Raw genomic sequence first — 21,146 nt, forward strand, 5'->3', positions numbered from 1 at the left:
GGCAGACGTGTTCGCGGACGAGGAGGGTGAGCTCAGCCGACGAGTTGCCCGGCGACGCTGGCGGAGTCGATGAAGACGCGTTCGCCGACGACGTGTCCGTCGTTGTCGAAGGTGACGACGGCGATCATTTCGAGGGCGATGGTGCGGCCGGTCGGCGGGAACCCGCCGTATGCACCGTCGTGGGTGCCGTCGAAGCGGACGAGCATCGCGCCGGTGTCGCCGTCCTGGCCGAGCGGGGTGATGGTGGCCGTGAGGTCGCTGAATCCCGCGAAGAGGGCTTCTTCGCGGGCGCGGAGGGCGTCAAGTCCGGCCTGTGCTCCGGTGAGGGGGGAATCGTAGGCGGCGGGTTCTGCCCAGAGCGCGACGACGGCGTTCGGGTCGTGCGAATTGACGGCGGCGGTCGCGGCGCGGGCGAAGTCGTGGATGTGCATGGGTGATCTCCTTCGATCGGTTGTGGTGGATGCCGGATGCCCGGACGGTCAGGGGCGGACGGAGCGTTCCGCGATGTTCAGCGCCAGTCGTTCGGGCAGGCGCGGCGCGAGCCAGGACACGAACGCGTTGCCGCGGCCGTCGACGACGGACGGCCTGCCGCGCCGCAGCGCACGCAGGGCCGTGTCGACGACCTGCTCGGGCGTGCGACGGCTGCCGACGGACGCGGCATCCCCTGCGGTGGCGAAGAACGCCGTGTCGGTGGCTCCGGGGCACAGCGCCAGCACATCGACGCCGGTCCCGCGCGTCTCACGCCAGAGTGCTCGCGTGAACGTGAGCACGTAGGCCTTCGAGGCGGAGTAGACGGCCATGTGCGGCACCGGCTGGAATCCGGCGGTGCTCGCGACGTTGATGATGGCGCCGCGTCCGCGGGCGAGCATCGGCGGCAGCAGGAGCGCCGTGAGCGCCGTCAGGCTCCTCACGTTGACGGCGATCTGCGTCGTCGCCGACCGCAGCGGCGCGGTGGCGAGGTCGCCATGGATCCCGAGCCCCGCATTGTTGATGAGCGCGTCGACCGTGATCTTCTCCTCGTCCAGACGGGCGACGAGGGTCTCGGCGGCATCGGGGGTGTCGAGGTCGTGCGCGATGACGGTCACGTGCACTCCATGCCGCGAGCGGAGGTCGGTGGCGATGTCTTCGAGCACGCCGGCGCGCCGAGCCACGAGGGCGAGGTCGCTGCCGGCGGTGGCGAGGCGGTGGGCGAAGGAACGCCCGATCCCGGATGATGCTCCGGTGATGAGGGAGGTGGTTCCGGTGGTGATGGTGCGCACGATTCTCCTAATAAACAAACCAGTCGGTCTAATAAAAAGGGACTATAGTACGAACATGTCATCGCGTCCACAACCCGAAGCCGAAGCCGGCCAAACCGTTCGACGTCGAGTCGGTCGCCCGGCCGGGCCGACTGCGCAGGGCGCCGCATCTCGCGACGCGATCGTGGACGCGGCCGCCGGGGTGTTCGCGCGTCTCGGCTACGACCGCGCCCGGATGGCTGACATCATCGAGGCCAGCGGACTGTCGAAGGGGTCGGTGTATTTCCACTTCGACAGCAAGGAAGCGCTCGCCGTAGCGGTTCTCGAAGATCGCCACGATCGATGGATTACCGACATCGAGCGCCTCCTCCGAGAGACTCCAGCGGGCAGCGCTCGGCTCCGGTCGCTTCTGCCCGCGATGCTCACCCTGCACCGAGACGACCCCGACGCGTGGGTGATTTCACGCCTCACGCAGAACCTCGCGGCGGTCGCGTCCACCCGCGACCTGGCGGCGAAGGTCACGCGGCGGTGGATCGACCTCGTCGCAGACCTCATCGGCGAGGCACGAACCGGCGCCTACAGTGAGGCAGAGCCTGGTGCGGAGGCTCTCGCCACAGTGATCGTTGGCGCCTTCGACGGGCTCAAGCTCACCGTCGACGTCGTAGCGGCCGGCGACCACGCCGCCGCAGAGCGGATGCTGGCCGATGGAGGGCTCCTCCTCGAGGGGATGCTCTTCAAGACTCTCGGCCTCGCCGCAACGTGAACCAGTTCTCCGGCGAGCCACCGCGGCGACTGCGTAGGGTGGCTTGATGGGAGAGCGCTGGTCGTGATCGACGTGCAGAACGAATACGTCACCGGCGAGTTGCCGATCGCCGACCCGCCCGTGCGAGACAGCTTGGCGCGTATCGGTCAGGCGATGGATGTCGCGGAGGATGCCGGCATCCCGGTCGTGGTCGTTCAGCAGCTGGCGCCTGCGACATCTGCCATCTTCGCCTCCGGCAGCGCGGGTGCCGAGCTCCACCCGTCCGTGGCGACGCGGCGCCGTGATCTGCTCGTCGAGAAGACCCTTCCCTCGGCCTTCGGGGCACACCGCTCGAGACATGGTTGCGAGCGCACGACGTCGACACGATCGCGACCGTCGGCTATATGACTCAGAACTGCGACGAGTCCACGACGCGGGATGCCGCGCACCGCGGCTTCCGCGTGGAGTTCCTCTCCGATGCGACCGGAACGCTCGCGCTCGCCAACGACGTGGGCCATGTGAGCGCCCGCGACCTGCATGAGGCGGTCCTCGTCGTCCTGCAGGCGCGGTTCGCCGCCGTTGTGACCACGGACGCCTGGGGCGAGGCGGTGCGGTCGGGGACGACCCTCACAGGCTCCGACATCGTCACGAGCGCGACGCGCGGGCGATCCGGAGCGACACACGCAGAGGATCACCCCTGATCGCTGTGAATGCCGGCCGAGGAGACCTCTCACCTCAGCGAGATCACGACCTCGATGTTGTTGCGCGTCGCGTTCGAATAGGGGCAGATCTGGTGCGCGGCGTCGACGAGCTCGCGAGCCTGTTCGATAGGGATGCCCGGAAGGCGCGCCCGAGGCTCGCAGCGAGTCGATACGAGCCGTCGTCGTCAGCCCCGAGATTGACGCGGGCGGTGACGCTGCTGTCATGCAGGGAGATCTTCCGCATACGCGCGGCGAGCTGGAGCGAGCCGTGGAAGCATGCGGCGTAGCCGGCGGCGAAGAGGATCTCGGGGTTGGGTGCGCCGCCAGGTCCTCCCATCTCGGCGGGAACGCGCATATCGGTGTCGAGCACGCCGTCGGGGGTGCTGATGTGGCCCGAGCGGCCGTCTCCGCTGGCGGTGGCCTCGGCGGTGTAGAGCGTGTTCATGGGTTTTCCTTTCGTGCGGTTGCCGTCGGCGGGGGTGTAGGGAGGTGGGCGGGGATGAGTGAGAGGGTGGCGGCCGTTGCGGCCAGCAGCGCTGCGGTGAGGAAGGTGAAGCGCGTGGCGCTGAGGGAGGCGTGCGTCCCCAGGCCGCTTTCGGCGGTGAGCGTGGCGTAGAGGGCACTCATGGCCGACGCGCCGGTGATGAGGCCGAGATTGCGAGAGAGTCCGAGTGTTCCGGCGATCGTGCCGCGCTGTGCAGGGGCGGCGGTATCGAGCACGTAAGTGTTGTTGGCGGCCAGGAAGAGCTGGTACCCGGGGGTGAGAACGAGAAGGGCGACGATGTAACCGGTCACCCCCCACCACGAGGGCAGGAGCGCGAGAGCTGTCGCACCCGCGGTCAGGACGGCCAGGCTCACCGTGATGAGCCTGGCCGGCGACGCGTGATCGACGATTCGTCCGGCCAGAATGCCGCTGATGGCGGAGGTCACCGGTCCGATCGCCATCACGAGTCCCACCAGCGCGAGGGGGAGGCCGAGCCCGTCGTGCAGCGCGTAAGGCCCGACGACGAGGGTGGTCATCATGACCGTCGCGACGAGGACGTTCGTGGCCATGCCGGTCGCGAGGGGGCGGTGGCGCAACATCGACAGCGGCAGCACGGGATGCGCCGCACGGTGTTCGGCGATGAGGAAGCCGCCGAAGAGGACGACCGCACCGCACAGAAGGGGAGCGGTCGGCCAGTCCGGTGCAGGCGCCGTTAGTGCGAGCGCGTAGAGAGCGATGGCGGACGTGAGCAGGACGTGACCGGCGGTGTCGACGCGCTCGTGCGTGCGCGCCGTGCCGCCCGACGCTGGGATGGCGCGGGTGGACAGCAGTGCGAGCAGGCCGAGGGACACCATCATCCAGAACGCAGCGGCCCAACCGCCCCACCCGACGAGCAGCCCGCCCAGGGCGGGGCCCAGTGCGGTGCCGACGGCCGAACCAGTTCCAAGCGCCCCCATGACGCGGCCGGTACGCGCGCCCGCGGACAGGTCGCGGGCGAGTGCGAGCGGCAGTGCCGTCATGACGGCGGCCCCCGCCCCTTGGGCGGCACGTGCCGCGATGAGTCCCGTCAGGGAGGGAGCGAGGCCGCCGGCCAGCGCCCCGAGGGTGAACACGGCGATGCCCATCACGAGCACCCGTCGTCGCCCCCACAGGTCGCCGAGCGACCCGACGACGACGCTCATCGCCGTCATGGCCAGCAGGTAGGCGACGACCACCCATTGCACCTGGCCAGGGGTCGCCGTAAAGGCGGTGACGAGTGCGGGAAGGGCGACGTTCGCCGCGCTGGTGCCGACGGAGGCAGTGAGCACGGCGAGCGTGAGCGCCCCGGCGGCGCGTGCGGAGATCGGCATGGGGGTAGCATCGACCGGACCGGTGCCCCAGAGCATTTTCTCTTGCCAAACCTGGGATGAGGGTGTCTCCTGGTGACGTGGGAGAACATGGAGAGATCGACGTCCTGTCCGTCTTGGAGAGCGTGGGGCCCCGCCTGCAGGCGCTGCGCGAGGCGCGCGGACTGACGCTCGCCGACCTCTCGAATCGAACGGGAGTATCGACCAGCACGCTCTCGCGTTTGGAGAACGGGCAGCGGCGTGCCAGCCTCGAGTTACTCCTGCCCCTCGCGCGGGTGTACCACGTGCCGCTCGACGAACTAGTAGGCGCTCCCGAGACCGGCGACCCACGAATCCGCCTGCGCCCGCGACGGGTGAACGGCCGCACCGTCATTCCCCTCGCGCATCAACCGGGAATGCCGCAGGCATGGAAGATCCTCATCCCGCGTACCCACGCTGTCCCCCGGATGAAGACGCACGAGGGCACGGAATGGCTCTACGTGCTGACGGGCCGCATGCGCCTCATCGTCGGAGAGCGGGACCTGACGCTGGCTGCGGGTGAGGTGGCGGAGTTCGACACCCGTGTTCCGCACTGGTTCGGCAGCGACGGTGAATCGGACGCGGAGATCCTGAGCATCTTCGGGCCGCAGGGGGAGCGCGTCCACGCCGGCCAGCAATAAATGGAAGGCACGCGCAGTCCCGGACTTCTGCCCCGTTACCGATCGCGGCTCGTGCGCGGATCGTGTTCCGCGAAGCGTGCGCCCATCCGTTTGTATGCCGTGGTGTTGGAGTGCAGGCCGTCGTCGAGATCGTCGGCTTCTGTGTCGGGGAGAAGGAGTTGAACGTCGAGCGCGAGTTCCTGTTTGCCGTCGAAGTGGTGATACATGCTGCCCTGCCCGGCGTCAGCGCGACGCAGGATGTCCTTCGGGCTGGTTGCGGCATAGCCGCGCTCCCATAGCAGTTCCTGAGCTGCTTCGACGAGCCGAGTCTTCGTGTCCATGAAGCGGGTGTACATACCGGTAGTTACACTCGTCAACTCAGATGCCACGTCACTGCAGCGAGATCGAGGTAAAGGTGAACTGTCCGGCCAGCAGGGTCGCTGTGACCGGGAAGTCGCGAAGAGCCTCGTTATCGGCCTGCAGCGGGTCCAAGTCGGATACGACCAGATCGGCGACATCGCCCACCGTGACCCGGGTCCGACGCCCGGACGTCGAGGCACGGTACGCATCTCGCGGCGACATTCCTTGCTCCGGATGCCAGGGTGAACGCCCGTCGCGAGTACGGTAGATCGCTGCCGCCATCGAGATCCATGGGTCGAGCGGCGCGACCGGCGCATCGGATCCGAGCGCGATCTCTGCACCCGCCTCCGCGAGCGCTCCGAAGGCGAAGGAGCGACCCGTGCGACCCGGCCAGTAGCGCTCTGCCGTGTCGCGGTCATCCATGGCGTGCTCAGGCTGCACGCTCGCGACGAGGCCGAGTTCGGCGAACCGGGCGAAGTCCTCGGGGGCGACCAGCTGGGCGTGTTCCACGACGCCGCGGCATCCCACTTCCGCGAAGGCGTCGAGGACGAGCGCGTTCGCCGCGTCCCCGATCGCGTGGACGGCCGGAGCCAGCCCCGCACGGTGGCCGCGCCGCATCAGTGCGACCAGCTCCTCGTGCGTGTACTGCACGATGCCGCGCGGGTGCGCGTCGCGGTCGAGTCCGGGGTAGGCGTCATGGCAGTAGGCCGTCCGGGTGTTGAGCGATCCGTCGGTGATGATCTTGAGGGGACCCATGCGGAGCAGGCCATCAGTATGCGCGATCACGTCGCCTGTCCGCAGCCCGCGCGCGATGACATCATCCAGGCCATCGGGATACACGCCGGCGTGCACGCGCAGGGAGCGCAGTCCGTTCTGCATGCGTCGGCCCCAGGCATCCACGTTGGGTGCCCATTCCAGGTCGACGACCTCTGTGATGCCGCGCCGCGCGGCATCGTCGGCCGCGACGCGGACCCACTCGTCGAGCACGGCTTCGTCGACACGACCGAGCTCAGTCGCCACGGCAATCGCCTCGGTCTCGCGGAGGAGACCGGTCGGATGACCGGCGTGCCCGTGTCGGGCGAGGGCTGGGGAGTTCAACCAGACGCAGTGCAGATCGCCGCTGATGAGCGCGATCTCGCGGTCCACGGCGACGGCGTCAAGCACGTCGCGGTGCGGCACATCCGGCCACAGCCCGTCGCGGAACCCATAGCCGACGAGGGGGCCGGGGCGACCCGCGTGCCGCCGGACGATGTCCGCGGCATCCATCGCGCTCTCGGCGGCCGACACGTCCACCCGCTGCCGCAGCATGGCATGCTGGGAGAAGTGGACGTGCGCGTCGCGCACCGAAGGCCCGAGGAACCGCCCGTCCAGGTCCACCCGCTCTGCGGAGACGGCCTTGGACTCACCCGCGGGCGCGATCCAGACGACTCGATCGCGATCGATGGCGACGTCGACGAGGTCGGGACCTCCGTCGACGAGGCGGGCGGATGTCAGAACAAGGGTCATGGATGGTCCCTCCGAGGGTGTGGTGGCTCAGGCTGCGGCCGACGACGGCGCAGAACGGTCGGGGAAGTGGCACGCGACGCGGTGGTCGCCTGCGAGCAGCACGGCGGCGGGCTCGTCGAGGGCGCACCGAGTGCGGTCCTGCTCGGGGAGGACGGCGTACAGAGGGCAGCGGGAGCGGAACCGGCAACCGGTGCCCGATTCCGACGCCGAGGGGAGATCCCCTGAGAGCACGATGCGGCGACGAGCGCGCTCGGCCGCGGGATCCGGGATCGGCACCGCTGACAGAAGCGCCTGGGTGTAAGGATGCCGCGGCGCGTCCAGTACCCCCGCGGCGCTCCCCTGCTCGACGATGCGCCCGAGGTACATCACGCCAATGCGATGCGAGATCTGCCGCACGACGGCGAGGTCATGCGAGACGAACAGATACGACAGCCCGAGGTCCTGCTGAAGACGATCGAGCAGCCGGAGGATGCCGGCCTGCACGGTGACGTCGAGGGCGGACACTGGTTCGTCGAGTACAAGGAGCTCAGGCTCGAGGGCGAGCGCGCGCGCGATCGCGATGCGCTGACGCTGCCCTCCGGAGAACTCGTTCGCGAACCGCTCGAGATGGCGTTCCGGGTCGAGCTCGACGAGCTCGAGCAGCTCGCACACCCGCTGGTCCCGGCGCTCGGCAGACCACCCAGCTGCGGCGAGAGGCTCGGCGAGGATTTCCGAGATCGGCTGGCGGGGATCGAGTGACGCCATGGGGTCCTGGAAGACGATCTGCACGCGAGCTCGGAGAGCCCGGCGACCGGCGGAGTCCAGGTCTGCGACGTTTCGGCTGAAGAGGGTGATGCGTCCGCTCTCGGGAGGACGCAGGCGCATGATCTCCTGGATCGTCGAGGTCTTGCCCGAGCCGGATTCGCCCACGAGTGCGAAGGTCTCGCCGCGGCCGATGCGCAGATCGACGCCGTCCACTGCCCGCACCGGCTGTGCCCCGCGAGACCGCCATGGGGCGAGGAGCGAACGGCGTGGCGCGTAGGAGCGGTGGAGGTCGTCCACAACGAGCACCTCAGTGCTCTCCTGCCGTGACGCTTCGGCGACGGGGCCGTCGATGCGCGGGATCGCGCGCAGTAGCTCTCGCGTGTAGTCCTGCGCGGGCGCGGCGAACAGCGCGTCCACCGGCCCCGTCTCGACGGGACGTCCACGTCGCATGACCAGGACGTCATCGGCGATGCCGGCGACGACGCCGAGATCGTGCGTCACGATGATGAGGGATGCCTCGGTGACCTCTCGCGCCATCCGGAACAGATCGAGGATCTGCGCCTGAATCGTCACGTCGAGCGCCGTCGTCGGCTCGTCGGCGATGATGACGTCGGGATCGTTCGCGATCGCCATCGCGATGAGGACGCGCTGGCGCATGCCACCCGAGAACTCGTGCGGGAACGCGTCTGCGGCGCGCGCGGGGGAGGGGATTCCCACAAGCCCGAGGAGCTCGACAGCTCGGGACCGCGCCTGCGCGCGCGTGCAGCGGCGATGGATGCGAATGGCTTCGATGAGCTGATCGGCGATGGTGAACACGGGTGTCAGCGAGGAGAGCGGGTCTTGGGAGACGAGCGCGATCCGGTCGCCGCGGATGCGCGACATCTCGCGGTCGCCGAGTCCGAGCAGCTCTCTCCCACGGAACGTGATCGACCCCGCGACGGTTGCGGTGTCGGGCAGGAGGCCCATGATCGCGAGGGCGGTCATCGATTTGCCGGAGCCGGACTCTCCGACGATGCCCAGTGCGCGCCCCTTGCGCAGCGTGATGTCCACCCCGTCCACAGCATGGACGAGCCCTGCTTCGCTCGGCAGCGTGACGCGGAGATCGCGCACCTCCAGAAGGGTGTCGGCGGTCGTCATCGTCGGGCTCCTCTCGCAGAGTTGGCGTCGATCGAATCGCGGATCGCGTCGCCGAGGAAATTGACGCTCAGCACCGTCAGCACGAGCAGCATGCCCGGAAATCCCCACAGCCACGGTGAGGAGGTGAGACTGGGTCCCGACGTGCCGTTGGCGATGAGGGTTCCGAGTGAGACGTCCGGCGGCTGGATACCGAAGCCGAAATAGGACAGCCCTGTCTCTGCCAGGATCGCGCCGCCGACGTTGAGGGTGGCGTCGACGATCAGGAGGCTCGCCATGTTGGGGAGGAGGTGGTCGCGGATGATGCGCCCTGGCTTCACTCCCATGTAGCGGGCGGCTTCGACATACTCGCGGTCGCGGAGAACGATGGCGAGGCCGCGCACGACGCGCGCCGTGATCATCCAGTTGAACGCGGCGATCACGAGGGCGAGGAACAGGAAGCTTGCGCCCTGCAACCCCGGACTGATGATCGCGACGATGAGGAAGGCGGGCAGGACCAGCAGCAGGTCGATCACGATCGTGAGCGTGCGATCCGTCCAGCCGCCGAAGTAGCCTGCGATCGATCCGACGACCGCCGCGATGCCGGTGCTGAGAACGGCGGCGATGAGACCGATCAGCAGCGACTTCTGCAGCCCGCTGATGCACTGGGAGAGCAGATCGTGCCCGATCTGGTCGGTGCCGAACCAGTGCCTCAAGCTCGGCGGGGCGAGCGCCTGGGTCACGTCCGGGTCGAGGTCGGCGGGAGCGTAGGGGACGACGAGGGGGAGGAGGAAGGCGACGATCAGCAGCGCTGCGAGGATCAGCGCGCCGACCAGTGCCAGCGGATGGCGCAGGAAGCGGCGTGTCACGAGGCGTGCTCGCGTCGTCGTGCGCAGCGTCGCAGTCGCGGGAAGACGGGTCATGCGCGGGGGCTCCTTCCGCCGACTCGCACACGTGGGTCGAGAACCGCATAGACGACATCGGAGAGCAGCCCTGAGAACATCACGAGGATGGCGACGACCGCTGTGATCGCTGCGACGGAGTTGACGTCGCTGTTGTTGATCGAGTCGACCGCCCACTGGCCCATCCCATTCCAGTTGAAGATGCGTTCGAGAAACGACGCGCCCACGAGGAGCAGTCCGAAGGTGAAGGCGAAGAACGTCGCCATGGGGATGAGCGCGACGCGCAGCCCGTGGCGGAAGAACGACTGCCTGCGGGTAAGCCCCTTGGCGCGCGCGGTCTTGATGAACTCGCTGCCGAGCACGTCCAGCATGGCGTTGCGCTGATATCGGCTGAAATAGGCGATCCCCGCCGGGCCGAGAATGATCGCCAGGGTCGGCAGGGCGAGATGCTGCATCCGTTCCAGGATCGACGCATCGGCGCCCGTGTGATACTCGCCGTCGAGGTAGAGGAGGACATGTCCCGCAGCGGTGTTGATCGCGTCGCCCCCGAACTTGAGCGCGTTGGCAAGGAGGAACACCGGCGTCGACAGCAGCACGAATGCGGTGATGGTCACGATGTGGTCGTCCACCCGGTATTGGCGGACGGCGCCCACGACACCGACGATGACTCCGAGCACGACGGCCAGGATCGTTCCGACGATAAGGAGGCGGAAGCTCACGCCCATCCGTCGCAGCAGTTCGTCCCAGATCGGATCGTGGGTCTGGAAGATGTAGCCGAGGTTGCCGTGCATGATCCCGCCGAGCCAGGTCAGGTAGCGTTGCAACAGGGGAACATCGGGGTTGATGTTGTAGGCGTTGAGTGCGGCGGTGATCGCGGTCTGCGACTGGCCCTTCTGTCCCTTGATGTATACCTGGGCGGGGTCGAGGGTGAGGGACGCGAGGATGTAGGCGAGGCTCGTCGCGAGGAACACGAGAGCCGCCTTTCCCGCGAAGCGGCGGACGAGGAATGTCAGCATCGATGCGTGACCCTTCCTGCGACGATCGTCGCGGTGACTCGAGCGGCACCCAGGACGGCGGCGGCGTCGGCGCTCGTCAGGTGTTCGGTGAGGTCGCGGTCGATGACGACGATGTCTCCGTCGTGATGTTCCGCGAGCGCGCCGCGGCGCTCCTCGGCCCGCGCGGCGCGGGCACTGCCGCGCGTATAGGCCGCGAGCGCCTGCTGCAGGTCTAGCGAGTTGGGGTGTGCCGCGGGGCCCGCGAGTGTGTCGTTGCTCGGTGTCACGGCTGCACGCAGGATCTCGAGTGGATCGTGCGACGCGACCGGCCAGTCCGATCCGAGGGCCACCGTTCCGCCAGCGGCCTGGATCTGGGCCGATGGCCAGGCATTGATGCTGCGCTCCGGGCCGAGCAGCCGGTCCCACTCCGCGACGCGGCGCGGGTCGCACGAGGCGTGCAATGGCTGCATGCTCGCCACGACGTCCAGCGCGCCGAAACGAGGGATGTCGGAAGGGTCGCAGATCTCGATGTGCTCGATGCGGTGCGGGATGCCGGAGGACCGTATGCTCCGCGCGGCGGCGACGGCGTCGAGCCCCATCCGCACGGCGCGGTCGCCGATCGCGTGCAGCTGAACCTGCCATCCGCGGTGGTCGGCGGCTGTGACCAGGGCGGTCAGTCGCTCCGCAGTGAAGAAGGCTTCACCAAGGCTCGCGGGACCTGCGTCCGCGAGACCGTAGGGCGAGAGGACGGCGGCGCTGCGTGTCTCGAGGACGCCGTCGACGAATCCTTTGAGGGCTCCGCCCGCAAGCCAGGTGTCGTCGACCGTCTCCTGCAGCGCCCTCCGGTAGTCGTCGAGCAGCGTAAGGAACACGTCGTCGTCGATGTCAGGGGGAAGCGGCAGCGCCAGGCGCACGCGGGTCGTGAGGTCGCCGGCGTCGCGCAGATCCCGCCACACGGCGAGTTCCTCGATGGTGCAGCCGGGATCCTGCACCGCGGTGATCCCGAGGGTGGCGAGCTCGTGCATCGTCGCGGCGGCGCGGGTAGCGAGCTCGTGGTGTGAGGGCAACGGGAGGAAGGGTCGGAAGAGGTCTGTGGCGTCTTCCCTCAGGATGCCTGTGGGCGCCCCGTCTGGATCGCGATCGATCGAACCGCCGCGCGGGTCGGGGGTCTGTGCGTCGATGCCTGCGCGGCGCAACGCTGCGGAATTGACCCACGTCGTATGACCGTCGAACGAGGACAGGTACGCCGGACGCTCACCGGTCACCGCGTCGAGATCGGCGCGGGTCGGGGTCCCGCCGTCGAACGATCCATAGTGCCAGCCGCTGCCGATGACCCATCCGTCGTCGTCACCGCTCCACGAGGCGATCGCCTGATAGACCTCCCCGCGGCTCTGCCCGGGCGAAAGGCGGAGCCGCCCGCTCAGCGCCGCGCCACTCAGGACGTGGGCGTGGGCGTCGTCGAATCCGGGCATGATGGTCCCCCCGCCCGCATCGATGACGACGGCACGGTGCCCCGCAGCGTCTCGCGCGTCCGCGTCCGTTCCGACGAGCACGATCTTGCCGTTCCGCACGGCGACCGCTGATGCGTCCGGACCACCGTTCAGGATGTGGCCGCCGATGACGGCCACATCCTGTAACGGGGGCGCAGGTAGAGGGGTCACTCGGTGAATCCGATGTCCTGGAAGCGGATGTCGGCGAAGCCAGGCGAGCCGAGATTCGCGACCGTCGACCGGACGGCCGTGTTCTGCGGCACCTGGTAGAGCGGCAGCCAGGAGGCATCCTTCCACAGCTCCACGTCTGCCTCATTCGCGAGTGCGTTCTCCTCGTCGACCGTGGGTGCTTGGACGGCGCGGGTGAGGAGGTCGTTGATTGTCTCGTTGCCGCCACGGCCGTAGTTCTGCGCGATGTTGTCGGGGTCCAGCAGGTACATCGACAGAGACCCCGAGACGGGCATCGCGACGCCGTTCCATGTCCACGTGGCCAGCTGGAAGTTGCCTCCGGTGACGTACTTCGTGAAGAAGTCGTCGACGGGGACCGTGTCGATCGTGAGCTTGATCCCGGCCTCCTTCAGGCTTGCCTGAGCGATCTGCGCCTCGTTCGCGGAGTTCTTCCGGCCGGACTGGATCGTGATGCTCACCTCGAGTGTCTTGCCGTCTTTCGCGAAGTAGCCGTCGGAGCCGAGCGTCCACCCGTCATCTGTCAGCAGCTTCTTCGCGGCGGCGGGGTCGTAGGCGCACTGATCACCGCAGTTCTCTTGATAGCCGACCTGATTCGGCATGAAGATGTGGTTCTGGAGGGCTGTCGGGCTGCCGCCGATCTTGCCGACCTGGAGGGTCGCCATGCGGACGCGATCGGTGCCGAGGGCGATCGCCTTGCGGACGCTATCGTCCTTCAACAAGTCGTCGGCCTTGTTGAGTGTGAACATTCGGTAGACGGGCGAGCCGGCGGTGCGCACCGTCACTCCGGGCAGCGACTGCGCGGCAGCGTATTGGTCGGCGTCGGGGAGGATGTCCGAGAAGTCGAGCTGACCTGTCTTGAATGCGCCGACGGCGGCTGCGGCGTCGGTGTAGACGCGGAACACGATGGAGTCGAGCTTGGCGGGATCGCCCCACCAGTCCGGGTTGCGCGTCAGCGTATAGGTCTGCGCGGTCTGGTCCTCGCCGCCCCAGATGAACGGTCCTGCCGTGACGAGGGGCGCGTTCGCCCACCCGTCGTTGAAGGCCTCGGGGTTCGCGGTGAGGGATGCCGGGATGAGCGGGTCGAACAGGCTCTTCCAGTCGGCGAAGTTCGCGGCGAAGGTGACGACCACCTGAGTCGGATCGCTTCCCTCGGTGACCGAGGAGATCTGGTCGTAGCCGGTCGTGCCCCAGCCCTGGTAGTCGGTGTTCTGGCCGCTGTTGGCTCGCCACATGCCGGCGAAGTCGGCGGCGCCGATCGGGGAGCCGTCGGACCACCTCGCCTTGGGGTTCACGGTGTAGGTGACCGTCAGCGGGTTGTCGGAGGTCACCTCGATAGAGCTGAAGTAGTCCTCGTTGACGGATGTCTGTGCGCTCGCGTCGTAGTGGAAGGGGCGCGGCAGCAGGGCTGTGTTCACGATGTAGGTGTCCATCAGCGCCCCGTTGATGTTGTAGAAATTGAAGTTCGGGATCGTGGAGCTCAGCGCCCACTGGAGGTTGCCGCCGTCTGTGACCTCCGACCGTGACACGGGGTTGATGTCGTTGGTGGTGATCGCCGCCGCGGATGAGGACGGCGCGGGAGCAGAGGACGCGCTGCAGGCGGAAGTGGTGGCGGCGGCGGCGACGACGAGAGCCGCCACGAGCAGTCGTGGTGCTGTTTTCACGGTGTTTGCCTTTCGTTCGTGCGAGACGGGTCGCGACGTCGACGCGGAGTATTACGGATACTGTCGCCCCAACTGGATAATTCGTCAAGTGCATTGATGGAAAATCCAAGTCTCGTTAGAGTGACGATCACGACGACAGCCCGAAGGAGACTCGTGAACCACTCGATCCACCACCGCGACACAGGCGAGGCCGTGCGGCCTTTCGCGAACTATAAGGCGCACCGCAGGGATGGCGACCGTCTCTACATCTCGGGGCAGGTGGCCTATGCCGACGGTGGATTCCCGCTGACAGGGCGTGTCGGCGCCGAGCTGACGCTCGAGGAGGGCAAGCTCGCCGCGCGCATCTGCGCGCTCAACGTTCTGGCGCACGCGGAGGAGTTCCTCGGCACTCTCGAGCGGGTGCGTTCGGTGCTGAAGATCACGGTGTTCGTCTCGACCGCGGAGGGTTTCCTCTCGCACCACTTGGTGGCCGACGGCGCGTCCGAGGCGCTCCTGGAGAAGCTCGGCGCGGCGGGCGAGCATTCCCGCTCTGCCGTGGGCGTCGCGCGACTGCCGATGGACTCTCCCGTCGAGGTCGAAGCCGTTCTGCTCATCGCGGGCGGCGAGGAGGCGTGAGCGCAGTCAGTACACTGCCCGACATGGCGAAACCCTCAGCGGCGACCGTCCCTTCGGGGGAGTCCGAGGAGATCGAAGCGATCTTCCGCTCCTACGCGTCGGTCATGGATGGCATCCAGAAGACCTTCGGCGACCACTGCGAGGTGGTGCTGCACGACTATCGGCACAAGGACCACTCGGTGGTTGCCGTCGCCGGCGACGTCACGGGACGTCAGGTGGGCTCTCCGATGAGCCTCATCGGACTCAACATGCTGCGCCAGGGCGACGATGCCGTCGACGACCTCAACTACATCACACGCCTTCCCGACGGCCGCGTGCTGAAATCATCGACCATGCTGCTGCGCACGCGCAGCGGTCACGTCATCGGCGCCCTGTGCATGAACATCGATGTCACGGAACTGCGTACGGTGAGCAGGCTGCTGACGCAGCTCACGGGCGTCGACGACGCCCGTGAGGCGCCGCAGACCACCTTCAGCGCCGACCCCGATGCCGTGATCGACTCGGCTCTCGCCGAAGCAGAGGCCGTGCTGGGGCATCCGCTGACCCGCCTCACGACCTCGGAGCGGACGGAGGTGTTCCGTCTGCTCGATCAGTCCGGTGTTCTGCAGCTGCGCAGATCCGTTCCGGTGATCGCGTCGCGGCTCGGCCTGTCGCGGGCGACCGTCTACAACTACCTCGTCCGGATCCGTAAAGAGGATGACGGATGAGTTCAGTGGCGACCGAACACCCGCTCGCGTGACCAGGTGCTGCCCTCGTCGCGGAACAGCACCGTCTCGAACTGGCTGATCGCTGTGTCGAGGTGCCGGGGGAGCAGCACCGCGATCGATCCGACTCGCGGCAACGCCGCGGCCCCGTAGCCTGTGTCTCCTCGCAGGACGAGGTGCTCCTGGCTGAGCGCCCCGGGCCGAAGGCCTCGCGGGTGGAGCACCTCGACGTGTGGTGCACCCGCATCGACTTGAACGGAAGCAGAGCCGGCATCCACCGTCACTGCATCCCTGCGTGCGCTCACGACGCGCGTCACGACGACGGCCGCGGGCTCGACCGACTCGGGATCTCCGTCGAAGGCGAACCGCTCCCTGCTGCGGCCATCACCATAGACCAGGGTTCCGGCACCGACGCTGTGCACCGCCGACGATGTCGGAGCCGCGGCGATCGTGTCCCGGAGAGTGTGCGTGCCGCCGAGCACGATCTCGTCGATCGGCGTGCCGCCCGCGTTGAGCGCCTGCTCGAGCGCGCCGACCGCCGCACGCGCCGCCGAGACCGCATGCCGACGATCCGTGGGGGCCATGTCGGCCAGATGGCCGTCGTACAGGTGGAGACCGGCGAGACGGATGCCCCGCGCGGTCAGTCGGCTCGCAAGCGCCGATACGGCGGCGACGTCATTCAATGGCACGCCGGTCCGGTCCATGCCGCCATCGAGGTCGATCATCGCAGCGACGGATGTCTGATCGGGCCACTCCTCGAGGGCCGCAGCGTCGTCGATCAGCGCGGACAGTTGTGCTCCGGGGTGCTTGCGGGCGAGGTCGGCGAGGGTCGAGAGTGCTGGCCCGATGCCCGGATAGGCGAGGAGGACGTCCGTCGCGCCCAGCTCGAGGAGCGCGCGGACTTCGCCGAGCGTCGCCGCCTTGAACCGGTCGACACGGGCCTCCTGCAGGAGCGCGACGCCGCGCGGCGTCCGCGCCGTCTTCACGTGGGCGCGCCAGCGCCAGCCGGCCCGGGTGATCCGCGCCGACGTCTCTGCGATGCGGCGACGCGCGGTCGGGGCATCGATCACGAGAGCGGGGGTCGCGAGCACGTGGGCGCCCGCGCTTTGTTCGAATTGCTCCGGAAGGACCCTCCACCACGGAGTCTGTTGCTGTTCGCCGGTCACGATACGTTCCGCCCGCCCAGGCGCCCCCCGAGTCGGAACGTGCGGTAGCCGATGCCTCCGTCGAGAAGGCGCAGCGTCTCGCCGACCGCCGGGCCATCGTCGAGGACGAACCGGTCCGGGCCCGCTGCGTGTCCGTGCACTCGCGAAGGTCGTCCGCCCCGCGGGAGAAGGCCGATCTCGATGAGGTCGCCCTCGACTGCGAGTTCGACATCGTCCATACCGGGGAAACCAAAGTGGCCCGAATACGACGCCGCGGGCAGCGCGGGCTCCTTCGGCTCGGCCTGCAGTGGTCCCAGCAGGTGCCGTTCCGTGAGGTCGACGATCGACTCGCACAGCTCCCACGCAGCGTCACTGTTGCCGAGCACCGCGACGACCGCCCGGCGCGCCGGGACGACGAGCAGATGCGACGAGAAGCCCTCATAGAACCCGCTGTGGCCCAGCGCCGTTCCGTTCTCGCCGCGGTCGATCTCCCAGCCCAGTCCCTGGTACGCGCCAGGTCCTCCTCGTGGCACCATCGTCTGGCTCGCTTGGGTGAGCCGCGTGGGGTGATCGAGCATGGCGACCCCGAACCGCAGCAGATCGCCGATAGATCCTGAGAGACCTCCGCTGGCGACGCGGGTCCGCGGCATCGGTCGTGGATCGTGGGGGCGCACGCCCTCGCCGTCGCGCAGATGAGGGAGGGCCGGAGCGCAAGACGCTGGACGCAGAGTGGGCCGCTCGGTCTCGCTACGCGTGTCGGCGAGATGCAGCGGGTCGAGCACGCGCTCGCGCAGCAGATACTCGAACGCAGCGCCGGCGAGCCGTTCGACGGATGCCGCGAGCAGCCAGAACCCGGGATTGCAGTACCCGTACACTCGTCCGGGCCGGGCGAACCGGCGAAGGGTTGGGGCCTCTGCCACGAATCGTTCCAGCGCGCCGGCATCCTCCCCGAACACATCGAGAGACTCCGGCCATTCACCCTCGATTCCGCTCGTGTGCATCAAGGCCATTCGCACCGTCACATCCGCGAAGGCCGCGTGCGCCGGTCCCGGAAGGAGATCGCCGAGCGCGGTGTCGAGAAGGCCTGGCTGCTCATCGGCGAGCTGCAGCACGACCTCGGTGGTGGCGAGCTTGGTGATCGAGCACCAGCGGAAGACCGTCCGGTCCGTGATCGGTTCGCCGCCCGTGGAACTCGTCCGGCCCTGCGTGAGGGTGCGTGTCTCGTCGCTGAGGTGTACGGCCAGAGCGGCTCCGGGCACGTGGCCGACGTGCAGGGTCATCAGGTCGCCCAGTGCGGTCGTGAGAGCGTCGATCATCTGTCCCACCCCGCGTAGAGACCGCTCGTCGCGATGTCGATTCTGACATCTCCTGCCGCGCGGCTGGTGCTTGCGTGCGCGGTCGTGAGCAGTCGCGACGGCGCCGCGGTGACGCCGCGAGGGCCGTGGATGCGCGCTCCGCCCGCGATCGTGTGAACGACCTCACGCGTGCGCGGGTCGACGACGGCGAGGTCTGCGTCCGCCCCCTCACCGATCCACCCCTTGTCGGTGAGTCCGAGGAGCCGGGCGGGAGTCGTGCTCGCCTTCGTCACGAACTCGGCAAGCGTCAGGAATCCCAGTTCGACCAGGGCGAGACCCGCGCGGAGGGTGGAGTTGCGGGGGAGTCCGCCGCCGTCGGTTGCGAGCGCGTCGACCGCGAAGCGTCCGTCGGTGTTCCTCGCGGTTGCCAATGCGACTCTCGACACAGCGGGGTTCACGGGCAGGCAGAGCGGGATGCGCGTCGAGGCATCCGTGTAGTGCCGCAATCCATCGGCGCCGCTCGTGAGGTGCGCGGTGGACTCGTTCTGCACGACCACGCCCGCCCAGCCCACTTCGATCGCCCTCTCGGCGCCATCGCGGTCGGGCGAGAACCCGCCTCCTTCGAGCCAGGCGCCGAGGCGCGGGCTGACCGACCGGTCGTTGCGGAACTCTCCCCAGACTGCGTTAACACGGTCGAGGTAGGACTCGCTGCGCGCGTGCGGCGCATTTCGCAGCAGGTCCACGGCGCGAGCGGCCTCGGCAGCGGGGTCATCCACCTCGCCGCGGCAGTAGCTGTTGACGTGGGCGATGTGGATGGGCTGGTCGTCGGCGAGCAGCAGGGTCTCGGCGAGGCCCGTGAGGTCGCTCGCGGTGGCTGTCGTTCCGCAGTGCGCGGCGACCCAGAGGCGCAACCGCACCGCTTCGGCGATGATCGCCGCGGTCTCCTCCGGTCCCCACCCCGCGTCGACGTGCAGCTTGACCCCAATCGCGCCTCGAGCGACCGCGGCGGAGAGCGCATCGGTGATCTGTGCGCTCGAGGGGTGCCGGGGCAGGTGCACCTCCGGCCCAAGGGCCTCGACGACTCCGATCGTGAGTCCGGCTCCGTGCGTGCGGGCGAGGCGCACCGTCTCGTCGGACGGTCCGGTCAGATCGAGCGCTGTGGTCACACCGGCGCGGGCGAGCATCGCGTGTCCTACCCGGCCCGCGTTGTTCTCGGACAGGTGGACGTGCAGGTCGACGAGTCCGGGGAGCACGAGGAGCCCGCGTGCGTCGATCGTGTCCGTCGCCGTGGTCGAAAGCGTGCCGGCTGGCGCGACTCGTGTGATGCTCCCGCCGGCGATGGCGATGTCGACGGCGTGGGTCGCCCCGCTCTCGGAGTCGACGGACTCACCGCCCGCGACGACGAGGGTGGTGTCGGTCATGGTGTTCACCCTAACGATTCTGGCGCACAAGTGGACTATATGCATAGTATTTGGACAAGATGTCTATTTGAGGAGGTGTCATGCGAGACAATCCGGACTACGCCATGAGTGAGGAGGGGCGTGTGCGCGAGTTCCTGCGCCGGAATCCCTGGTGCACGCTCGTCTCATTCGTTCCCGGGCGCGGTCTCGTCGCGTCGCACTGTCCCGTCGTACTCGTGGAGGGCGCGGACGGGATCGTGCTCGAGAGCCATCTGGGACGCCCCGACGAGGTGAAGCACGAGCTCGGTCGGCATGAGGTGCTGGCGATCGTCCAATCCGCCGCGAACGGATACGTATCGCCGGGGTGGTACGGGACCTCCCCGGCGGTCCCCACATGGAACTACAGCGTCGTCCACGCCCACGGTACGCCCGAGATCCTGCCGCACGAAGAGAATCTGGCGGCGCTCGAGAGACTGGTGGACCACTTCGAGGGCCGGATGCCCGTCCCGCACCCGATGAACGCCACCCCGGCCGACTCCGCATACGCGCGACGCATCGCCCACGGGACGGTCGGATTCCGGCTCCGCCTCACGAGACTCGAGGGAAAAGAGAAGATGAGCCAGGACAAGCCGGTCGAGATCGTCGACCGGGTCATCGATGCGCTGGAAGCCGAGGGCCCTTACGGCAACCATGGACTCGCCGAGTACATGATGCGAATGCGGGACGGGCGGACTCTCGCATGACCGCGTTCGTCGGCGTCGGCTCCATGGCGCGATTCATCGCCCAACATGGCCCGGCTCGCATCATAGGCGAACTCGTCGACTATCTGGAGGCCGACTTCCGCCGCTGGCCGGTCTTCGAGAAGGCTGCGCGCGTTGCAAGCCATACGCCGTTCGGTGTCATCGAGCTCATGCCGATCACCGACTACGACGAGTACGCGTTCAAGTACGTCAACGGACACCCGACCAATCCCGCGCGCGGATTCCAGACCGTCACCGCATTCGGTGTGCTGGCGGACGTCCACAACGGCTACCCGGTTTTCGTCGCGGAGATGACCCTGCTCACCGCGCTGCGGACGGCCGCCACGTCTGCGCTCGCCTCCCGTGCGCTTGCGCGCCCCGACAGTGACACCATGGCGCTCATCGGCACCGGCAGCCAGGCCGAGTTCCAAGCGCTGGCCTTCCGAGAGGTCCTCGGCATCCGGTCGCTGCGGATCTGGGACACCGATCCGGACGCAATGGCGAAGCTCGTGCGAAACCTCGCTCCGCGGGGTTTCGATGTCGTCGTATGCCGCTCGGCGGGAGAGGCCACGGAGGGCGCTGACGTCGTCACCACCTGCACGGCCGACAAGTCTGCTGCGACCGTGCTCAGCGAGGAGGACGTCCACCCGGGTGTTCACATCAACGCCATCGGCGGCGACTGCCCGGGGAAGACGGAACTCGACCCGGCCATCCTGGATCGCGCGGACGTGTTCGTGGAGTATCCGCCGCAGACTCGCATCGAGGGAGAGATCCAGAACAAGCCCGCCGACTTCCCCGTGACGGAGCTCTGGCGCGTTCTCACGCGTGAAACGGTGGGACGCCACGCCGCCGCGCAGGTGACGCTCTTCGACTCCGTCGGCTTCGCGATGGAGGACTTCTCTGCACTGCGCTACGCCCGGGACCGGCTGTCCGGGACATCCCTGTGCACCGACATCGACCTCATCGCCTCGCCGGAGGACCCCAAGGATCTGTTCGGTTCGCTTCCCCAGCTCGTACCGATCGGGTAGTCCACCACTCTCAAGCCATTGGGTATGTTTGGTTAGCCTTACCTAAGTATACCCACAGATGGAGCTGAGAAATGTTCGAAAGCCACAACGCCCGCCGTCGAACGACGGTG

At 68.1% G+C, this 21,146-nt stretch carries 20 protein-coding genes and 1 pseudogene; 7 read left to right on the forward strand and 14 right to left on the reverse strand.

Features of this window, described 5'->3' with window-relative positions:
* Positions 1-32 precede the first annotated feature (32 nt).
* Both PP359_RS00290 and PP359_RS00295 read right to left on the reverse strand, forming a co-directional pair.
* Entirely contained in the window at positions 33-431 is a 399-nt protein-coding gene (locus tag PP359_RS00290; RefSeq protein WP_499249628.1) for an ester cyclase, read from the reverse strand.
* Between the two features lie 48 nt (positions 432-479).
* Entirely contained in the window at positions 480-1,259 is a 780-nt protein-coding gene (locus PP359_RS00295; RefSeq protein ID WP_499249629.1) for an SDR family NAD(P)-dependent oxidoreductase, read from the reverse strand.
* A 163-nt stretch (positions 1,260-1,422) separates the two neighbouring features.
* On the opposite strand from PP359_RS00295, the gene PP359_RS00300 reads away from it, so the two are divergent.
* Positions 1,423-2,001: a TetR family transcriptional regulator gene (locus PP359_RS00300; protein ID WP_499249630.1), complete on the forward strand. Its 579-nt coding sequence runs from the start codon at positions 1,423-1,425 to the stop codon at positions 1,999-2,001.
* A gap of 72 nt (positions 2,002-2,073) precedes the next feature.
* Positions 2,074-2,681 (forward strand): annotated as a pseudogene (locus tag PP359_RS00305) (cysteine hydrolase family protein).
* A gap of 43 nt (positions 2,682-2,724) precedes the next feature.
* Here PP359_RS00305 and PP359_RS00310 read toward each other — a convergent pair.
* Both PP359_RS00310 and PP359_RS00315 read right to left on the reverse strand, forming a co-directional pair.
* Positions 2,725-3,126: an Ohr family peroxiredoxin gene (locus tag PP359_RS00310; RefSeq protein WP_499249631.1), complete on the reverse strand. Its 402-nt coding sequence runs from the start codon at positions 3,124-3,126 to the stop codon at positions 2,725-2,727.
* Entirely contained in the window at positions 3,123-4,514 is a 1,392-nt protein-coding gene (locus tag PP359_RS00315; RefSeq protein WP_499249632.1) for an MFS transporter, read from the reverse strand. The genes PP359_RS00310 and PP359_RS00315 overlap by 4 nt, the downstream gene beginning before the upstream one ends.
* A gap of 77 nt (positions 4,515-4,591) precedes the next feature.
* On the opposite strand from PP359_RS00315, the gene PP359_RS00320 reads away from it, so the two are divergent.
* Positions 4,592-5,170 carry a helix-turn-helix domain-containing protein gene (locus PP359_RS00320; RefSeq protein ID WP_499249633.1) on the forward strand — a complete coding sequence of 193 codons (579 nt, stop codon included), beginning with the start codon at positions 4,592-4,594 and terminating at the stop codon, positions 5,168-5,170.
* A gap of 35 nt (positions 5,171-5,205) precedes the next feature.
* Here PP359_RS00320 and PP359_RS00325 read toward each other — a convergent pair whose 3' ends face one another.
* From PP359_RS00325 to PP359_RS00355, 7 genes are read right to left on the reverse strand one after another with little or no spacing between them, the layout of a single operon-like run.
* A complete protein-coding gene (locus PP359_RS00325; protein WP_499249634.1) occupies positions 5,206-5,490 on the reverse strand; it encodes a helix-turn-helix domain-containing protein in 285 nt (94 codons plus the stop codon).
* A gap of 49 nt (positions 5,491-5,539) precedes the next feature.
* Complete coding sequence (locus PP359_RS00330; protein WP_499249635.1) at positions 5,540-7,015, reverse strand: amidohydrolase; 1,476 nt, start codon at positions 7,013-7,015, stop codon at positions 5,540-5,542.
* 27 nt (positions 7,016-7,042) lie between these two features.
* Positions 7,043-8,896, reverse strand: coding sequence for an ABC transporter ATP-binding protein (locus PP359_RS00335; protein ID WP_499249636.1), 1,854 nt, complete (start codon positions 8,894-8,896; stop codon positions 7,043-7,045).
* Positions 8,893-9,795: an ABC transporter permease gene (locus PP359_RS00340; protein ID WP_499249637.1), complete on the reverse strand. Its 903-nt coding sequence runs from the start codon at positions 9,793-9,795 to the stop codon at positions 8,893-8,895. Before PP359_RS00340 ends, PP359_RS00335 begins: the two co-directional genes overlap by 4 nt.
* The gene (locus PP359_RS00345; protein ID WP_499249638.1) at positions 9,792-10,790 is read right to left on the reverse strand and encodes an ABC transporter permease; all 999 of its coding nucleotides are present in this window, start codon (positions 10,788-10,790) and stop codon (positions 9,792-9,794) included. The genes PP359_RS00340 and PP359_RS00345 overlap by 4 nt, the downstream gene beginning before the upstream one ends.
* On the reverse strand, positions 10,784-12,430 hold the full coding sequence (locus tag PP359_RS00350) for an amidohydrolase (RefSeq protein WP_499249639.1): 1,647 nt from the start codon (positions 12,428-12,430) through the stop codon (positions 10,784-10,786). Before PP359_RS00350 ends, PP359_RS00345 begins: the two co-directional genes overlap by 7 nt.
* The gene (locus PP359_RS00355; RefSeq protein WP_499249640.1) at positions 12,427-14,109 is read right to left on the reverse strand and encodes an ABC transporter family substrate-binding protein; all 1,683 of its coding nucleotides are present in this window, start codon (positions 14,107-14,109) and stop codon (positions 12,427-12,429) included. Before PP359_RS00355 ends, PP359_RS00350 begins: the two co-directional genes overlap by 4 nt.
* A 153-nt stretch (positions 14,110-14,262) precedes the next feature.
* Here PP359_RS00355 and PP359_RS00360 point away from each other — a divergent pair, with 153 nt between their 5' ends.
* Both PP359_RS00360 and PP359_RS00365 read left to right on the forward strand, forming a co-directional pair.
* Positions 14,263-14,724 (forward strand): RidA family protein, encoded by a 462-nt coding sequence (locus PP359_RS00360; RefSeq protein ID WP_499249641.1) that lies wholly within the window; start codon positions 14,263-14,265, stop codon positions 14,722-14,724.
* Between the two features lie 23 nt (positions 14,725-14,747).
* The gene (locus PP359_RS00365; RefSeq protein ID WP_499249642.1) at positions 14,748-15,431 is read left to right on the forward strand and encodes a helix-turn-helix transcriptional regulator; all 684 of its coding nucleotides are present in this window, start codon (positions 14,748-14,750) and stop codon (positions 15,429-15,431) included.
* A 2-nt stretch (positions 15,432-15,433) separates the two neighbouring features.
* Here PP359_RS00365 and PP359_RS00370 read toward each other — a convergent pair whose 3' ends face one another.
* The 3 genes from PP359_RS00370 to PP359_RS00380 form a co-directional block, all read right to left on the reverse strand.
* Positions 15,434-16,519, reverse strand: coding sequence for an alanine racemase (locus PP359_RS00370; RefSeq protein WP_499249643.1), 1,086 nt, complete (start codon positions 16,517-16,519; stop codon positions 15,434-15,436).
* A 71-nt stretch (positions 16,520-16,590) separates the two neighbouring features.
* Positions 16,591-17,889, reverse strand: coding sequence for a serine hydrolase domain-containing protein (locus PP359_RS00375; protein WP_499249644.1), 1,299 nt, complete (start codon positions 17,887-17,889; stop codon positions 16,591-16,593).
* Positions 17,886-19,289 carry an amidohydrolase family protein gene (locus PP359_RS00380; protein ID WP_499249645.1) on the reverse strand — a complete coding sequence of 468 codons (1,404 nt, stop codon included), beginning with the start codon at positions 19,287-19,289 and terminating at the stop codon, positions 17,886-17,888. Before PP359_RS00380 ends, PP359_RS00375 begins: the two co-directional genes overlap by 4 nt.
* An 80-nt stretch (positions 19,290-19,369) precedes the next feature.
* Between PP359_RS00380 and PP359_RS00385 the strand changes: the two genes are divergently transcribed.
* Together PP359_RS00385 and ocd are read left to right on the forward strand one after the other, a co-directional pair.
* Positions 19,370-20,011 carry an FMN-binding negative transcriptional regulator gene (locus PP359_RS00385; RefSeq protein ID WP_499249646.1) on the forward strand — a complete coding sequence of 214 codons (642 nt, stop codon included), beginning with the start codon at positions 19,370-19,372 and terminating at the stop codon, positions 20,009-20,011.
* Positions 20,008-21,036 carry an ornithine cyclodeaminase gene (gene ocd / locus PP359_RS00390; RefSeq protein WP_499249647.1) on the forward strand — a complete coding sequence of 343 codons (1,029 nt, stop codon included), beginning with the start codon at positions 20,008-20,010 and terminating at the stop codon, positions 21,034-21,036. The genes PP359_RS00385 and ocd overlap by 4 nt, the downstream gene beginning before the upstream one ends.
* Positions 21,037-21,146: the final 110 nt, after the last annotated feature.

It is taken from the genome of Sphingomonas sp. BLCC-B65, assembly GCF_028550675.1.
In the GTDB taxonomy this organism is placed as follows: Bacteria; Actinomycetota; Actinomycetes; order Actinomycetales; family Microbacteriaceae; genus Microbacterium.

Bases quoted from the DNA above. Each gene is read 5' to 3' on its own strand.
- PP359_RS00325 (WP_499249634.1), bottom strand. From the start codon at position 5,490: ATGGACACGAAGACTCGGCTCGTCGAAGCAGCTCAGGAACTGCTATGG.
- PP359_RS00345 (WP_499249638.1), bottom strand. From the start codon at position 10,790: ATGCTGACATTCCTCGTCCGCCGCTTCGCGGGAAAGGCGGCTCTCGTG.
- PP359_RS00380 (WP_499249645.1), bottom strand. From the start codon at position 19,289: ATGACCGACACCACCCTCGTCGTCGCGGGCGGTGAGTCCGTCGACTCC.
- PP359_RS00310 (WP_499249631.1), bottom strand. From the start codon at position 3,126: ATGAACACGCTCTACACCGCCGAGGCCACCGCCAGCGGAGACGGCCGC.
- PP359_RS00340 (WP_499249637.1), bottom strand. From the start codon at position 9,795: ATGACCCGTCTTCCCGCGACTGCGACGCTGCGCACGACGACGCGAGCA.
- PP359_RS00375 (WP_499249644.1), bottom strand. From the start codon at position 17,889: ATGATCGACGCTCTCACGACCGCACTGGGCGACCTGATGACCCTGCAC.
- PP359_RS00385 (WP_499249646.1), top strand. From the start codon at position 19,370: ATGCGAGACAATCCGGACTACGCCATGAGTGAGGAGGGGCGTGTGCGC.
- PP359_RS00315 (WP_499249632.1), bottom strand. From the start codon at position 4,514: ATGCCGATCTCCGCACGCGCCGCCGGGGCGCTCACGCTCGCCGTGCTC.
- PP359_RS00335 (WP_499249636.1), bottom strand. From the start codon at position 8,896: ATGACGACCGCCGACACCCTTCTGGAGGTGCGCGATCTCCGCGTCACG.
- PP359_RS00365 (WP_499249642.1), top strand. From the start codon at position 14,748: ATGGCGAAACCCTCAGCGGCGACCGTCCCTTCGGGGGAGTCCGAGGAG.
- PP359_RS00330 (WP_499249635.1), bottom strand. From the start codon at position 7,015: ATGACCCTTGTTCTGACATCCGCCCGCCTCGTCGACGGAGGTCCCGAC.
- ocd (WP_499249647.1), top strand. From the start codon at position 20,008: ATGACCGCGTTCGTCGGCGTCGGCTCCATGGCGCGATTCATCGCCCAA.
- PP359_RS00290 (WP_499249628.1), bottom strand. From the start codon at position 431: ATGCACATCCACGACTTCGCCCGCGCCGCGACCGCCGCCGTCAATTCG.